The organism is Janthinobacterium sp. PSRC1-1, assembly GCF_049897525.1.
Classification (GTDB): Bacteria; Pseudomonadota; Gammaproteobacteria; order Burkholderiales; family Burkholderiaceae_D; genus Janthinobacterium; species Janthinobacterium tructae.
This window is the reverse complement of sequence record NZ_JAFCWK010000008.1, coordinates 233,381-246,968: the sequence shown is the minus strand read 5'-3', so window position 1 is coordinate 246,968 and position 13,588 is coordinate 233,381. Positions and strand designations below refer to the sequence as shown.

Annotated in this window: 13 protein-coding genes; 9 read left to right on the top strand and 4 right to left on the bottom strand. The window is 63.0% G+C overall.

What is annotated here, in order from left to right; genetic code table 11:
- The 3 genes from ACP7DW_RS19320 to ACP7DW_RS19310 all read left to right on the top strand — a co-directional run.
- Positions 1 to 806: transposase (locus ACP7DW_RS19320; protein ID WP_426056058.1), on the top strand; the 806-nt coding region annotated here is incomplete at its 5' end.
- A 234-nt stretch (positions 807 to 1,040) separates the two neighbouring features.
- Positions 1,041 to 1,508: a carboxypeptidase regulatory-like domain-containing protein gene (locus ACP7DW_RS19315; protein ID WP_426056059.1), complete on the top strand. Its 468-nt coding sequence runs from the start codon at positions 1,041 to 1,043 to the stop codon at positions 1,506 to 1,508.
- A complete protein-coding gene (locus ACP7DW_RS19310; RefSeq protein WP_426056060.1) occupies positions 1,508 to 1,837 on the top strand; it encodes a hypothetical protein in 330 nt (109 codons plus the stop codon). Before ACP7DW_RS19315 ends, ACP7DW_RS19310 begins: the two co-directional genes overlap by 1 nt.
- A 6-nt stretch (positions 1,838 to 1,843) precedes the next feature.
- On the opposite strand, the gene ACP7DW_RS19305 is transcribed toward ACP7DW_RS19310, so the two are convergent.
- From ACP7DW_RS19305 to gatC, 4 genes are all read right to left on the bottom strand, one after another.
- The gene (locus tag ACP7DW_RS19305; RefSeq protein ID WP_426056061.1) at positions 1,844 to 2,881 is read right to left on the bottom strand and encodes an oxidoreductase; all 1,038 of its coding nucleotides are present in this window, start codon (positions 2,879 to 2,881) and stop codon (positions 1,844 to 1,846) included.
- A gap of 103 nt (positions 2,882 to 2,984) precedes the next feature.
- Positions 2,985 to 4,460, bottom strand: coding sequence for an Asp-tRNA(Asn)/Glu-tRNA(Gln) amidotransferase subunit GatB (gene gatB, locus ACP7DW_RS19300; protein WP_426056215.1), 1,476 nt, complete (start codon positions 4,458 to 4,460; stop codon positions 2,985 to 2,987).
- A 40-nt stretch (positions 4,461 to 4,500) separates the two neighbouring features.
- Positions 4,501 to 5,985, bottom strand: coding sequence for an Asp-tRNA(Asn)/Glu-tRNA(Gln) amidotransferase subunit GatA (gatA, locus tag ACP7DW_RS19295; RefSeq protein WP_426056062.1), 1,485 nt, complete (start codon positions 5,983 to 5,985; stop codon positions 4,501 to 4,503).
- A 53-nt stretch (positions 5,986 to 6,038) separates the two neighbouring features.
- Positions 6,039 to 6,341, bottom strand: coding sequence for an Asp-tRNA(Asn)/Glu-tRNA(Gln) amidotransferase subunit GatC (gene gatC, locus ACP7DW_RS19290; protein ID WP_071079526.1), 303 nt, complete (start codon positions 6,339 to 6,341; stop codon positions 6,039 to 6,041).
- 351 nt (positions 6,342 to 6,692) lie between these two features.
- Here gatC and ACP7DW_RS19285 point away from each other — a divergent pair, with 351 nt between their 5' ends.
- From ACP7DW_RS19285 to ACP7DW_RS19260, 6 genes are all read left to right on the top strand, one after another.
- Positions 6,693 to 7,736 (top strand): rod shape-determining protein, encoded by a 1,044-nt coding sequence (locus tag ACP7DW_RS19285; protein WP_010393186.1) that lies wholly within the window; start codon positions 6,693 to 6,695, stop codon positions 7,734 to 7,736.
- Positions 7,737 to 7,847: 111 nt separating this feature from the next.
- A complete protein-coding gene (mreC, locus tag ACP7DW_RS19280) occupies positions 7,848 to 8,915 on the top strand; it encodes a rod shape-determining protein MreC (protein ID WP_426056063.1) in 1,068 nt (355 codons plus the stop codon).
- Positions 8,912 to 9,424: a rod shape-determining protein MreD gene (mreD, locus tag ACP7DW_RS19275; protein ID WP_035824494.1), complete on the top strand. Its 513-nt coding sequence runs from the start codon at positions 8,912 to 8,914 to the stop codon at positions 9,422 to 9,424. The genes mreC and mreD overlap by 4 nt, the downstream gene beginning before the upstream one ends.
- 12 nt (positions 9,425 to 9,436) lie before the next feature.
- Positions 9,437 to 11,407, top strand: coding sequence for a penicillin-binding protein 2 (mrdA, locus tag ACP7DW_RS19270; protein WP_298403189.1), 1,971 nt, complete (start codon positions 9,437 to 9,439; stop codon positions 11,405 to 11,407).
- Positions 11,408 to 11,415: 8 nt separating this feature from the next.
- Positions 11,416 to 12,531: a rod shape-determining protein RodA gene (gene rodA, locus ACP7DW_RS19265; protein WP_426056064.1), complete on the top strand. Its 1,116-nt coding sequence runs from the start codon at positions 11,416 to 11,418 to the stop codon at positions 12,529 to 12,531.
- Positions 12,531 to 13,574: a septal ring lytic transglycosylase RlpA family protein gene (locus ACP7DW_RS19260; protein WP_426056065.1), complete on the top strand. Its 1,044-nt coding sequence runs from the start codon at positions 12,531 to 12,533 to the stop codon at positions 13,572 to 13,574. The genes rodA and ACP7DW_RS19260 overlap by 1 nt, the downstream gene beginning before the upstream one ends.
- Positions 13,575 to 13,588: the final 14 nt, after the last annotated feature.

The window sequence follows — 13,588 nt, the reverse complement described above, 5'->3', positions numbered from 1 at the left end:
CGCATCCGGGCGACCTGTGGATTGCTGATCGCAACTTCAGCACGCGCATGATCCTGTCCGAATGGGATCGCCGTGGGTGTGCCTTCATCGTGCGTGAGCACGGTCGTACGCCCAATCCGGCACCGCTCGACGAGCTTGCATATCGAGGGAGAATCGCGACCGGCGCCGTCTTTGAACAGTGCGTTACCATCCCTGGAGCTACAGGGCAGAAGGTAGCATTACGTCGCATTGAACTGCAACTTTACAAGCCCACTGACGATGGCGAAATGATGCTCCGATTACTGACGAATCTGCCAAAAGAGCATTTCAGCGCACGCGCCATTGCACGCCTATACAGCAAGCGCTGGCGGATCGAGACAATGTTCCAGCGACTCGAATCGGTCTTGCACAGTGAAGTCAAGACTCTCGGACACCCGCGCGCAGCCTTGTTCGCGTTCGGCATCGCGATCCTGGCCTATAACGTGCTGACTGTCTTGCAGCGCGCGGTAAGCAGCGCGCATGACTTGGTTGCCAGCGGCATTGAGCTATCGCCGTTTTATGTGGCCGTGGAGGTACGAGCGCACTATGCCGGCATGGTGATGGCTGTGCCAACCAAAGCATGGCGGCGCTACGACGCCATGTGTGCATCAGAGCTGAGCAAATTACTGCTTCAGATTGCCGCTTACGCCAAACCAAAAACGCTGCGCAAACACCCTCGCGTCCCGAAAAAAACAGCGAAAAAAGGCTATGTGGCCGGTGCTGTTGCCCGACGCCACGTATCAACGGCACGGGTACTAAAAGACGGGGCTGTCAATGTACACCTTTAAAGGGGTGGCGCTAAGAGCCTATCTCAGTAGGGAGCATCTTCTGCTGGCAGTTCATCAGGAGCGCGGACAAGGCGTGAGGAGGACGCGTGGCGAGCCACGCAACGACGAGCAACGCAGTCCCCGCTTCTGAGGGGCGCCAGCAGGGGATGTATTCATCTACTGAGATAGGCTCTAAGCTAAGACTGGCCTAAGCTGCGTTTCCTATCTTGAGTCAACCGACATGAGGAGAGTGAGATGGCACCAGACAGACGCGGTACCTTGAACCTGGCGGCGGCGGCGATGCTGGCCGCCGGGCTGTTACTGGGAAGTGCGGCGCAGGCGCAGGGCGATAGCGCCTTGCCGCCCGTGCAAAAGAGCGGGGCGGTGGAGTACCTGAGCGGCGGCATCGGCCTCGATGAATCGACTGCCATTCAGAGCGCCAGCCGGCATTGGCCTTTGAGCCTGGTGTTTTCCGTGCAGGCGGCGGGCAAGGCGGAATTTGCCTCCGACGTGAAGCTGGCAATACGCGACGCCAAGGGCGCGCCGGTGCTGGAAGCGACGGCCAGCGGACCGTTCCTGCTGGCGAAACTGGCGCCGGGCAGCTACAGCCTGCGCGCCACGCTGGCCGGCAAGACGCTGGAACGCAAGGTGCAGGTCAAGGCGGGCAGTTCCGCGCGCGTGGAGCTGGTCTGGCCGGCGGGAACGAACCAGGGCCTGCCTTAATGCCTGGTGATGGCAAGGCGCCTGAGCGGGGCTTGTCGGCGCGGGGTTTGTCGACGCATATCCTGCCCACGTCGGCGACGATGGTCGGCGTGTGCATGACGGTGCTGTCGATCGGCCACCTGGCGCCGCGCGGCGAGGTGCGCTTGGCCATCGACAAGCTGCTCGCTGTCGATGCCATCGTCTTTCTCGTCAGCGCCGTGCTCTCGTTCATGTCGCTGCGCCCCGGCCAGTCGCGCTTGCGCTACGAATGGTGGGGCGAGCTGCTGTTCATTTGCGGCCTCGCCCTGCTGGCGCTGGGCTCCGTGGTGCTGGCTTTCGTCATTAATTAACCTTGATCAGCTGACCGCGAGCACGCGCCCTTCGGCACTGCTTTGCAGCGCCAGTTCGATCAGGCGTATCGTCGCCGCCGCATCTTCGGCCGCCACGGGCGCCGGTGCGCCGTGGCCGATGGCGTCGGCCATGCCCTGGTAAAAATCCTGGTAGCGGCCGGCCTGCATGTCGAGGTGTTCACAATGGCCGTCCGGCTGCGTGCCCAGGTGCAGCGCACCGCGCACGGGGTCCACGCCCCAGCCGGGCTGGCCCGGCCTGCCGCCCGCCTTCAGGGCGTCTTCCTGTGGATCGAGGCCGAACTTCACGAAACTGCCCTTGTCGCCATGCACGGCGAAGCGCGCCGTCGGCGCCTTCACCAGGCAGCCGGCTTGCAGCACCACGCGCAGCCGGTCGTAGTACAGAACAAGGTGGAAATAATCTACAGCCTGCGCGTCATCGCGCTGCAGGGCGATATCGGCGTACAGCTTTTCCGGCTGGCCGAACAGCTGCATGGCCTGGTCCAGCATGTGCGGACCCAGGTCGTACAGCAGGCCGCCACCGGGGGCGTCGGACTCGCGCCAGCGCTGGCGGATCTCCGGGCGGAAACGGTCGAAATGCGATTCGACGCTGGCGATGCGCCCCAGCGTGCCCTGCGCCAGCAGCGCTTTCAAGGTCAGGAAGTCGCCATCCCAGCGCCGGTTGTGATACACGCTGAGCACCAGCTTGCGCTCCTTGGCCAGCGCGATCAGGCTCTGCGCTTCAACGCTGGAAATGGTGAAGGGTTTGTCGACCACCACATGCTTGCCCGCCTGCAGGGCCGCTTGCGTCAGACTGAAATGCGCCTCGTTGGGCGCGGCGATGACGACCAGTTCGATCGACGGGTCGGCAAACAGCTGCGCCGCTTCCGCATACACGGTGGCGCGCGGCCAGTCTTTGTGCACGAGCTCCGGCTTGCTGGAGGCGACGGCAGTCAGCTCCAGGGCATCGATGGTGGACAGCACGGGAGCGTGGAAGGTGGAGCCGGCGAAGCCGTAGCCGACCAGGCCGGTTTTGATCTTGTTCATGGCGTGTTCACAGGTGCGTGGAATAATCCATGATCATACCTGCAAGCGGGCGGCGCATAAAAAAAGGACGCCGCAGCGTCCTTTTGCATGCCTCTCGCGAAGATTACCCCGCCAGCTTGGCCTTCAGCAGTTCCGTCAGCTGGGCCGGATTGGCCTTGCCCTTGGAGGCTTTCATGGCCTGGCCGATCAGCGCGTTGATCGCCGCTTCCTTGCCGGCGCGGTACTGCTCCACCGACTTGGCATTCGCCGCCAGCACTGCATCGACGATGGCTTCCAGCGCACCGGTATCCGAGATCTGCTTCAGGCCCTTGGCGTCGATGACGGTGTCGACCAGGTGCTCGTCGCTGGACTTCGCTTCCCACATGCCGGCGAAGACTTCCTTGGCCGCCTTGTTCGAGATCGTGCCATCGGCGATGCGCTTGAGCATGGCGGCCAGCTGCGCGGCGGAGACGGGCGCCTCATCCAGGTCCACGCCTTCGCGGTTCAGGGTTGACGCTACGTCGCCCATCAGCCAGTTGGCGGCGGCCTTGGCGTTTTCCTTGCCAGCCTTGTCGACCACGGCGACGAAATAGGTGGCCATGGCTTTCGATTGCGTCAGCACCAGCGCATCGTAGTCCGGCAGCGCGTATTCGCTGATGAAACGGGCGCGCATGGCGGCCGGCAGTTCCGGCATCGAGGCCTTGACGGTGGCGATCCATTCTGGCGAGATGACCAGCGGCGGCAGGTCGGGGTCCGGGAAGTAGCGGTAATCCTGGGCGTCTTCCTTGCTGCGCATTTCGCGCGTTTCCTTGCGTTCCGGATCGTACAAACGCGTCGCCTGCACGACCTTGCCGCCGTCTTCGATCAGTTCGATCTGGCGGCGCACTTCGACGTGCACGGCTTCCTCGATGAAGCGGAAGGAGTTCAGGTTCTTGATTTCGCAGCGGGTGCCGAATTCCTTCTGGCCGACGGGGCGCACGGAGACGTTGACGTCGCAGCGGAACGAGCCTTCCTGCATGTTGCCGTCGCAAACGCCCAGCCACATGACCAGCGAGTGCAGGGCCTTGGCGTAGGCCACGGCTTCGGCGGCGCTGCGGATTTCCGGTTCCGAGACGATTTCCAGCAGCGGCGTGCCGGCGCGGTTCAAGTCGATGCCGCTCATGCCCGCATAGTCTTCATGCAGCGATTTACCGGCGTCTTCTTCCAGGTGGGCGCGCGTCAGGTTGACCGTTTTGGTGACGAATTCGCCATCCTTTTCGTAGCCGAAGGTCAGGGCGCCACCGATGACGACGGGGTCTTCGAACTGGCTGATCTGGTAGCCCTTCGGTGAATCCGGATAAAAATAGTTCTTGCGCGCGAAGACCGAGTGCGGCGCCACGGTGGCACCCACGGCCAGGCCGAAGCGGATCGCGCGGTCGACGGCTTGCTTGTTCATGACCGGCAGCACGCCTGGCAGCGCCAGGTCGACGGGGCTCGCCTGCGTGTTGGCGTCGGCGCCGTACTTGATCGGCGAACCGCTGAAAATTTTGGATTCGGTCGTGAGCTGCACGTGGTTCTCAAGACCGATGACGACTTCCCATTGCATAGTGTTCTCGCTTATCTTTTTTGGTGGCGCCGCCTCGGCGGCGCGAATTTTTTTCTTAAATGCCGGCCGGGCTGCGCGTATGCCAGTCCGTCACCAGCTGGAACTGGTGGGCCACGTTCAGCAGTTTGGCTTCGCCAAAATAATTGCCGATGATTTGCAGGCCGACGGGGCGCTTGCCATTCTTGTCTCCCGCGCCGAAACCGCATGGTATCGACATGCCGGGCAAGCCGGCCAGGCTGGTCGACAGGGTGTAGATGTCGGCCAGGTAGTTTGCCACCGGGTCGTCCGTCTTGTCGCCCAAGTCCCAGGCAACGGTCGGCGCGACCGGTCCCATGATGACGTCGCAGACGGCGTTCGGGCCATTCAAGACGGCATCGAAATCCTGCGCGATCAGGCGGCGGATCTTTTGCGCCTTCAGGTAGTAGGCGTCGTAGTAGCCGTGGCACAGCACATAGGTGCCGACCATGATGCGGCGCTGCACTTCCGGGCCGAAGCCCTGGGCGCGCGACTTCTTGTACATGTCCTGCAAGTCCTTGTACTCGGCGGCGCGGTGGCCGTAGCGCACGCCGTCATAGCGCGACAGGTTCGACGACGCTTCGGCCGGGGCGATCATGTAGTAGGCGGGAATCGACAGGGCCGTGTTCGGCAGCGAGATGTCGACCAGGGTGGCGCCCAGTTTTTCATACTGCGCCAGCGCGCCGCGCACGGCCGCTTCCACGTCCTTGGCCAAGCCCTCGCCGAAGTACTCGCGCGGCACGCCGATGCGCAAGCCCGTCAACGGCTGGCCCAGTTCACGTGAAAAATCTTCCGTCACGCCGCCCTGTTCCGGCGACAGGCTGGTCGAATCGCGTTCGTCAAAGCCGGCCATGGCGCTCAAGAGCAGGGCGCAGTCTTCGGCCGAGCGGGCCATCGGGCCGCCCTGGTCCAGCGACGAGGCAAAGGCGATCATGCCGAAGCGCGAGACGCGGCCATACGTCGGCTTGATGCCGGTGATGCCACAAAAAGCCGCTGGCTGGCGGATCGAGCCGCCCGTATCGGTGCCGGTGGCCGCTGGCGTCAGGCCGGCGGCGACGGCGGCAGCCGAGCCGCCGGACGAGCCGCCTGGCACGGCCGTCTTGTCCCACGGGTTCTGCACGGCGCCGAAGGCCGAGTTCTCGTTGCCGGAACCCATGGCGAATTCATCGCAATTGACCTTGCCCAGGGTGACCATGCCGGCCGCCTGGAATTTTTCCACCACGGTGGCGTCAAATGGGCTGGCGTAGTTGGCCAGCATTTTCGAGCCGGCCGTGGTGCGCCAGCCTTTGGTCACGAACAGGTCCTTGTGCGCGATCGGCACGCCCGTCAACGGCGTGGCCGTGCCAGCGGCGATGCGCGCGTCGGCCTCGGCAGCTTGCGCCAGGGTCAGGGCACGGTCGACGTGCAGGAAGGCATTCGAAGTGTCCGCTGCGATGCGGTCGAGGAAATGCGTCGCCAGCGCAACGGCGGAAATTTCCTTGTTCTGCAAGAGCGTGGACAGCTGTTTGATGGATTTTGTATGCATGGCGTTTCTATTTTGATATTCGGCAAGAAGGCGGGAGCGGCGCAACGGCGTGTTTATTCGATAACCTTTGGGACGAGATAGAGTCCATCCTGGACCTTCGGCGCCACGGCCTGGTAGGCGTCGCGGTGATTCGTTTCCGTGGCGACGTCTTCGCGCAGGCGCAGGGCGATATTGTCCATGTGGGCAGCCAGCGGGTGGCTCAGCGGGGCCACGCCATCGGTATTGACGGCTTGCATTTGTTCGGCCAGGGCAAAAATCTTGTTCAATTGGGCCAGGGACGTGACGGCCTGATCGTCGGCCATTTCAAGTTGTGCCAGGTGGGCGATGCGTTTTACGTCGGAGAGTGTCAGGGACATGGCGAATGGCGCGGAGTGCCGCGCATTAGTATTAAGTTGGCGTTTCGATAAAACGCGAATATTTACTGCTTTTTTGCTCACAAAAGCCGGGGAACGCCGCGTAACTCGCGGCTGCAAGAGTCGCACTTTTCCATGGTTTTTGAGCAAATCGCATTCAAATTATAAGGTAGAATGGCGGGTTAATGCGTTGCCGGCGCTGATGGACCGCTGCCGCAGCATAGAAAAGATTGCGCAAGCGCCAAGCGAAACCCGGAAAAATCGCCTTCATGGATTTTCAGGGTGCCTGAAAGCGCCCGCTTTGAAACTCCCCATAAACAGCTTTTGCGCAGCTCGATGCGCTACAGGACACTCATGTTTGGTTTTTTACGCAGGTATATCTCCACCGATCTGGCCATTGACTTGGGCACGGCCAACACCCTTATTTATGTGCGCGGCCTCGGTATCGTCCTGGACGAACCGTCCGTCGTCGCCATCCGCCAGGAAGGCGGTCCGAATGGCAAGAAGACCATTCAGGCAGTCGGCAAGGAAGCCAAGCAGATGCTGGGCAAGGTGCCGGGCAATATCGAAGCGATCCGTCCGATGAAAGATGGCGTGATCGCCGACTTCACCGTCACCGAGCAGATGCTCAAGCAATTCATTCGCATGGTGCATGACTCGAAATTCTTCCGTCCATCGCCGCGCATCATCATTTGCGTGCCGTGCGGTTCGACCCAGGTCGAGCGCCGCGCGATCCGCGAATCGGCGCTGGGCGCCGGCGCCTCGCAGGTGTACCTGATCGAAGAGCCGATGGCGGCGGCCATCGGCGCCGGCTTGCCGGTATCGGAAGCGACCGGCTCGATGGTGGTCGACATCGGCGGCGGCACCACGGAAGTCGGCATCATCTCGCTCGGCGGCATGGTCTACAAGGGTTCCGTGCGCGTGGGCGGCGACAAGTTCGATGAAGCCATCGTCAACTACATCCGCCGCAACTACGGCATGCTGATCGGCGAACAAACGGCCGAAGCCATCAAGAAGGCCATCGGTTCGGCTTTCCCCGGTTCGGAAGTGAAGGAAATGGAAGTCAAGGGCCGCAACCTGTCCGAAGGCATCCCGCGCTCGTTCACCATTTCCAGCAACGAGATTCTCGAAGCGCTGACCGATCCGCTGAACAACATCGTCTCGGCCGTGAAGAACGCGCTGGAACAGACGCCGCCGGAACTGGGCGCCGACATCGCCGAAAAAGGCATGATGCTGACGGGCGGCGGCGCACTGCTGCGCGACCTGGACCGCCTGCTGATGGAAGAAACCGGCCTGCCGGTGCTGGTGGCCGAGGACCCGCTCACCTGCGTGGTGCGCGGTTCCGGGATGGCCCTGGAGCGTATGGACAAGCTCGGCTCGATCTTCTCCTACGAATAATCTGACAGAAGGGCCGGAACTTCAGTTTCCGGCCTTTTTTGGGTTTTGGCGCCGGCGTTCGACCGGGGCCTGCACGTTGGCGCACTGCGCCTGGCCTGATTATTGGAAGTCATGGAATACAGTCCTCCGCCACTTTTCAAACAAGGCGCCTCCGCCCGCGTCAAGATGATGGTGTTCGCCGGCATTTCTATCGCCCTGCTGCTGGTCGATTCGCGCATGCACGCGCTGACGGCCGTGCGCCAGGCGGTCGGCACCGTGCTGTATCCGGTGCAGATGGCGGCCCTGGTGCCGCGCGACGTGGCGCTCGGTGTCGGCAATTACTTCTCTTCGCTGTCCGCCCTGGAAAAACAGGTGCGCGACCTGAAGCACGAACAGATCGCCTCGGCGCAGATCATGCAGCAGGCGCAGCTCAACATCGTTGAAAACAACCATTTGCGCAAGCTGATGGAAGCGCGCGAGCGCGTTCCCGTGAAGACCATGATGGCCGAAGTCCTGTACGACACGCGCGATTCGGCCACGCGCAAGATCGTGCTGGACCGGGGCATTCAGCATGGCGTCGAACTTGGCCGTCCCGTGATCGATAACCTCGGCGTGGTGGGACAAGTCACGCGCGTGTTCCCGTTCACCTCGGAAGTGACCTTGCTGACCGATGAAGAACAAGCCATTCCCGTGCAGCTGCTGCGCAATGGCGTGCGCAGCGTGGCCATCGGCCGCGGCAAGTCCGGCACCATGGAGCTGCGCTTTACGGCGCCCACCGCCGACATCCAGATCGGCGACATCGTCATTACCTCGGGCCTCGACGGCCTGTACCCGGCCGGCCTGGCCGTGGCGCGCGTGACCCTGGTCGAGCGCAATGCGCATGGCCCGTTTGGCCGCGTCGTGTGCCAGCCGCTGGCCGGCATCGAACGCAACACCCAACTGCTCATCTTGATGACGTCGCCGGAGATCCCCGCGCGTCCGCCAGTCGAAGACGTCAAGACGGGCCGCAAGATCGCCGGCAAGATGGCGCCCATCAAGGACCCTGCCAAGGAGCCGGCCGCCGCCGGGGCAGCGACAGCGCCGGCCACCGCGCCCGCCATACCGGCCGCGAAGCCGCCCGCAAGCCCGGTTCCGAAACCGGCGACGCCGGCCGCCGTACCAGCACCTGCCGCCGTGCCACCGAAGGAAGCGACACGATGAACCGCCCGCATTACATCCTGCTGCCGGTCAGCCCCCTGTTCATCGGTTTTTCCCTGCTGTGCGCTTTTCTGCTGAACCTGCTGCCCTGGGGGCAGTTCGTCGGCGTGCCCGATTTCGTCGCCTTGGTGCTGGTCTTCTGGGGCATCCACCAGCCGCGCAAGGTCGGCATCGGCGTGGCGTTCTTCATGGGTTTGATGATGGACGTGCACGACTCGACCCTGCTGGGCGAGAATGCGCTGGCCTATACCTTGCTGTCGTATTTCGCCATCATGATGCACCGCCGCGTGCTGTGGTTCCCCATCCTGACGCAGGCGCTGCATGTGCTGCCGCTGCTGCTGCTGACACAGGCGCTGCAATTGCTGACGCGCCTGATCGTCTCGGGCCGTTTCCCCGGCTGGCTCAATTTCATCGAGAGCTTCGTCGCCGTGGCCCTGTGGCCCTTCGTTACGTGGATCTTGCTGGCGCCACAGCGCCGCGCCGTGGACCGCGACCATAACCGGCCGATTTGACGGGCGCCCGCCATGACTGAACTGAAAAATACCGAGCGCGAGCTGCATTTTTTCCGCATGCGCCTGACGATCCTGGGCGCGCTTGTCTTCGTCTGCTTTTCGCTGCTGCTGGCGCGCTTCATCTGGCTGCAGGTGATCAAGCACGAGGACTACGCGACCAAGGCCGAGGACAACCGCATCGCCGTGGTGCCCATCGTGCCCACGCGCGGCCTGATCCTCGACCGCAACGGTGTGGTACTGGCGCGCAATTACTCGGCCTATACGCTGGAAATCACGCCATCGAAATTGAGCGCCAGCCTCGATTCGGTGATCGACGAGCTGTCGACCCTGGTGCAGATCGACATCAAGGACCGCCGCCGCTTCAAGAAGCTGCTGGAAGAGTCGAAGAACTTCGTCAGCGTGCCGCTGCGCACGCGCCTGACGGACGAGGAAGTGGCGCGTTTCACGGCGCAACGCTTCCGCTTCCCCGGCGTCGAGGTGCAGGCGCGCCTGTTCCGCCAGTATCCGATGGGCGAAATCGCCTCGCATGTGGTGGGCTTCATCGGCCGCATCAACCGCAATGAAGCCAAGGCGCTGGAAGAGGGCGAGGACGCGGCCAACTACAACGGCACCGACCATATCGGCAAGGAAGGCCTGGAAAAAAGCTACGAGAAGCAACTGCATGGCACCACCGGCTACGAAGAAGTGGAAGTGTCGGCCGGCGGGCGCGCCATGCGCACCCTGTCGCGCACGGCGGCCATCCCTGGCAACAACCTGATCCTGTCGATCGACATCGAACTGCAAAAAGTGGTCGAGGAAGCGTTCGGCGAATGGCGTGGCGCGGCCGTGGCGATCGACCCGGCCACGGGCGACATCCTGGCCTACGTCTCCAAGCCCGGCTACGACCCGAACCTGTTCGTCGACGGCATCGACCAGCAAAGCTGGAATGAACTCAATACCTCGCTGGACCGGCCGATGGTCAACCGGCCCCTGTCCGGCACCTATGCGCCCGGCTCGACCTTCAAGCCCTTCATGGCGCTGGCCGCACTCGAACTGGGCAAGCGCACGCCGAGCCAGTCGATTTCCGATCCGGGTTTCTTCATCCTCGGCGGCCACACCTTCCGCGACGACAAGGTGGGCGGCCATGGCACGGTGGACATGCACAAGTCCATCGTCGTGTCCTGCAACACCTATTACTATCAGCTGGGCCGCGACATGGGCATCGATGCCATCCACGACTTCATGAAGCCGTTCGGCTTCGGCCAGCTGACGGGCATCGACCTGAATAATGAAAAGACGGGTGTGCTGCCGTCGACGGAATGGAAGCGCAACCGCTTCAAGACGCCGCAGCAGAAAAAATGGGTGGGTGGCGACACGATTTCGGTGAGTAACGGCTCCGGCTACAACTCGTATACGCCGCTGCAGATCGCCCACGCGACGGCCAACCTGGCCAATAACGGCGTGGTGATGAAGCCGCATCTGGTGAAGATCATCGAAGATGCAGCCACGCGTGCGCGCACCCTGACGGTACCGAAGGAAAGCTACCGCATCGCGCTCAAGCAGGAAAACATCGACGTCATCAAGCGCGCCATGGTGGGCGTGACCAGCGAGCAGGGCGGCACGGCCGCGCGCATCTTCACCGGCGTGCAGTACACGGTGGGCGGCAAGACGGGGACGGCGCAGGTGGTGGGCATCAAGAAAAACGAGAAGTACAATGCCAAGCTGCTGGCCGAACGCCTGCGCGACAATGCCTTGTTTACGGCCTTCGCGCCGGCCGACAAGCCGCGCATCGCCATCGCCATCGTGGTGGAAAACGCGGGCTTCGGTGCCGGCGTGGCTGCGCCGATCGCGCGCAAGGCGCTCGACTACTACCTGCTGGGCAAGCGCCCGAGCGACAAGGAAAAGGACACCACCAAGGTGCCCAAGGAAGATGTCGACGAAGTGCGCACCCTGGAAGAAATCACTGACGAGCAGGCCGCCCCGGCGGCCCCTGCCAGGCAATAAGGAAGCACATGCCCATTAACGAAAGGCGCTCGCTGTGGCGGCGCGCCAAACCCTATCTGGCGGTGTTCGATCCGCCGCTGATGATCATCATCCTGATGCTGCTCAGCACCAGTCTGCTGACCCTGTATTCGGCCAGCATCGGCATCCCCGGCAAGATCGAGGACCACCTGCGCAACATCATGCTGTGCTTTTTCGTCATGTGGGTGGCGGCCAACATCACGCCGCAGATGATGATGCGCATCGCCGTGCCGGCGTATACGATATCGGTGATCTTGCTGGTGGCCGTGGCGCTGTTCGGCACCATCAAGCTCGGTGCGCGGCGCTGGCTGCATATCGGCGTGATCGACATCCAGCCGTCCGAATTCCTGAAGATCGCCACGCCGCTGATGCTGGCCTGGTTCTTCCAGCACAATGCGGGCGCCCTGCGCTGGAAATCGTTCCTGATGGCGGCTGTGCTGTTGCTGGCACCCGTCTACCTGATCGCGCGCCAGCCCGATTTGGGCACGGCGCTGCTGGTGGTGGCGGCCGGCTTTACCGTCATCTTCCTGGCCGGCCTGTCGTGGAAAGTGCTGGCCGGTTTGCTGATCACCTTTGTCGCCTGCCTGCCGATCGCCTGGTCGCACCTGCATGATTACCAGCGCGACCGTGTGATGATGCTGATCGACCCGACCAAGGACCCGCTGGGCAAGGGCTTCCATATCATCCAGTCCATCATCGCCATCGGTTCGGGTGGCATGACGGGCAAGGGCTGGACGCACGGCACACAGGCCCACCTGGAATTTGTCCCGGAGCGCACCACCGATTTTATTTTTGCCGTATATTCCGAGGAATTCGGACTGGTCGGTAACTTGATCCTGATGCTGATGTATTTGCTGCTGGTGGGACGGGGCATGATGATCGCCGCCAACGCCCCCAGTTTTTTCACTCGCCTGCTGGCAGGAGCGATCACTATGATTTTCTTTACGTATGCGTTTGTCAACATGGGCATGGTCAGCGGCATCGTGCCGGTGGTCGGCGTTCCCCTGCCTTTCCTCAGCTATGGTGGCACCGCGCTGCTGACCCTGGGCGTGGCCACCGGTATCCTGATGAGCATCCAGCGCCATCGCAAGCTGGTGCAGACCTGATGCGCGCGCCTGTCGATACCTTCGCCATGCGCGGGCTGAGCTTGGCTGCTTTGCTGACCCTGGCCGCCTGCGGCACCACGCCGCACAAACCCGCATCGAACAACGTGCCGCTGCCGTCGGGCGGCAAGGTCAAGGTGCCCGTGCGCCAGGACCCCACCCTGCCGGCGCTGCCGGCGGCCGGCTCCGGGCGCGGCGGCTACTACAAGGATGACGGCCCGGGCGAGAATCCGCCGGCCAACCTGCGCGACGTGCCCGATGCGGAAGTGCGCAACGAGCCATATTCGACGCGCTCGAATCGCCCGTATGTCGTCTTCGGCAAGACCTACACGCCGATCACCGACAACGAACCATTTACGCAGAAGGGCACGGGCACCTGGTATGGCAAGAAATTCCATGGCCAGCGCACTTCGTCGGGTGAAATCTACGACATGTACAAGATGACGGCGGCCCATCCCACCTTGCCGATTCCCTCGTATGCGCGTGTGACGAGCATCGACAGCGGCGAACAGGTGATCGTGCGCGTCAATGATCGTGGTCCCTTCCACGCCACGCGCGTGATCGACGTGTCCTACACGGCGGCGCTGAAACTGGGCTTCCTGGGCAAGGGCAGCCACCAGGTGGTCGTGGAACGGCTGCTGCCGGCCGATATCGATGCCATCCTGGCTGCCCGCGCGGCGCCGAAGCCGGTGCCTTCCGTGGTGGCCATTTCCATCGATACGCCGGTGGAGACGGGCGCCGTGGTGCAGCCGGAAGTGTCGACGCAAATGCTGCCCGTCGATGCGACGGTCGCCATGCCTGCCCCGACGGCGCTGGCCAGCGGCTTTTATTTGCAGCTGGGCGCCTACTCGCGCGTCGACAATGCGGAAACGGGTCGGTCGCGCCTGGCGCCATACGCGGCGGCCCTGGGTACGCTGGGGGTGGTGCAGGCCGGTAGCCTGTTCCGCCTGTACGGCGGGCCGTTTTCCAGCCGTGCCGAGGCGGCGCGGGCGGCGGCGAATTTGCCCGAGTCGACGGGTATCAAGCCCATCGTCATCGAACGATAAGCGGAGGTCGGATT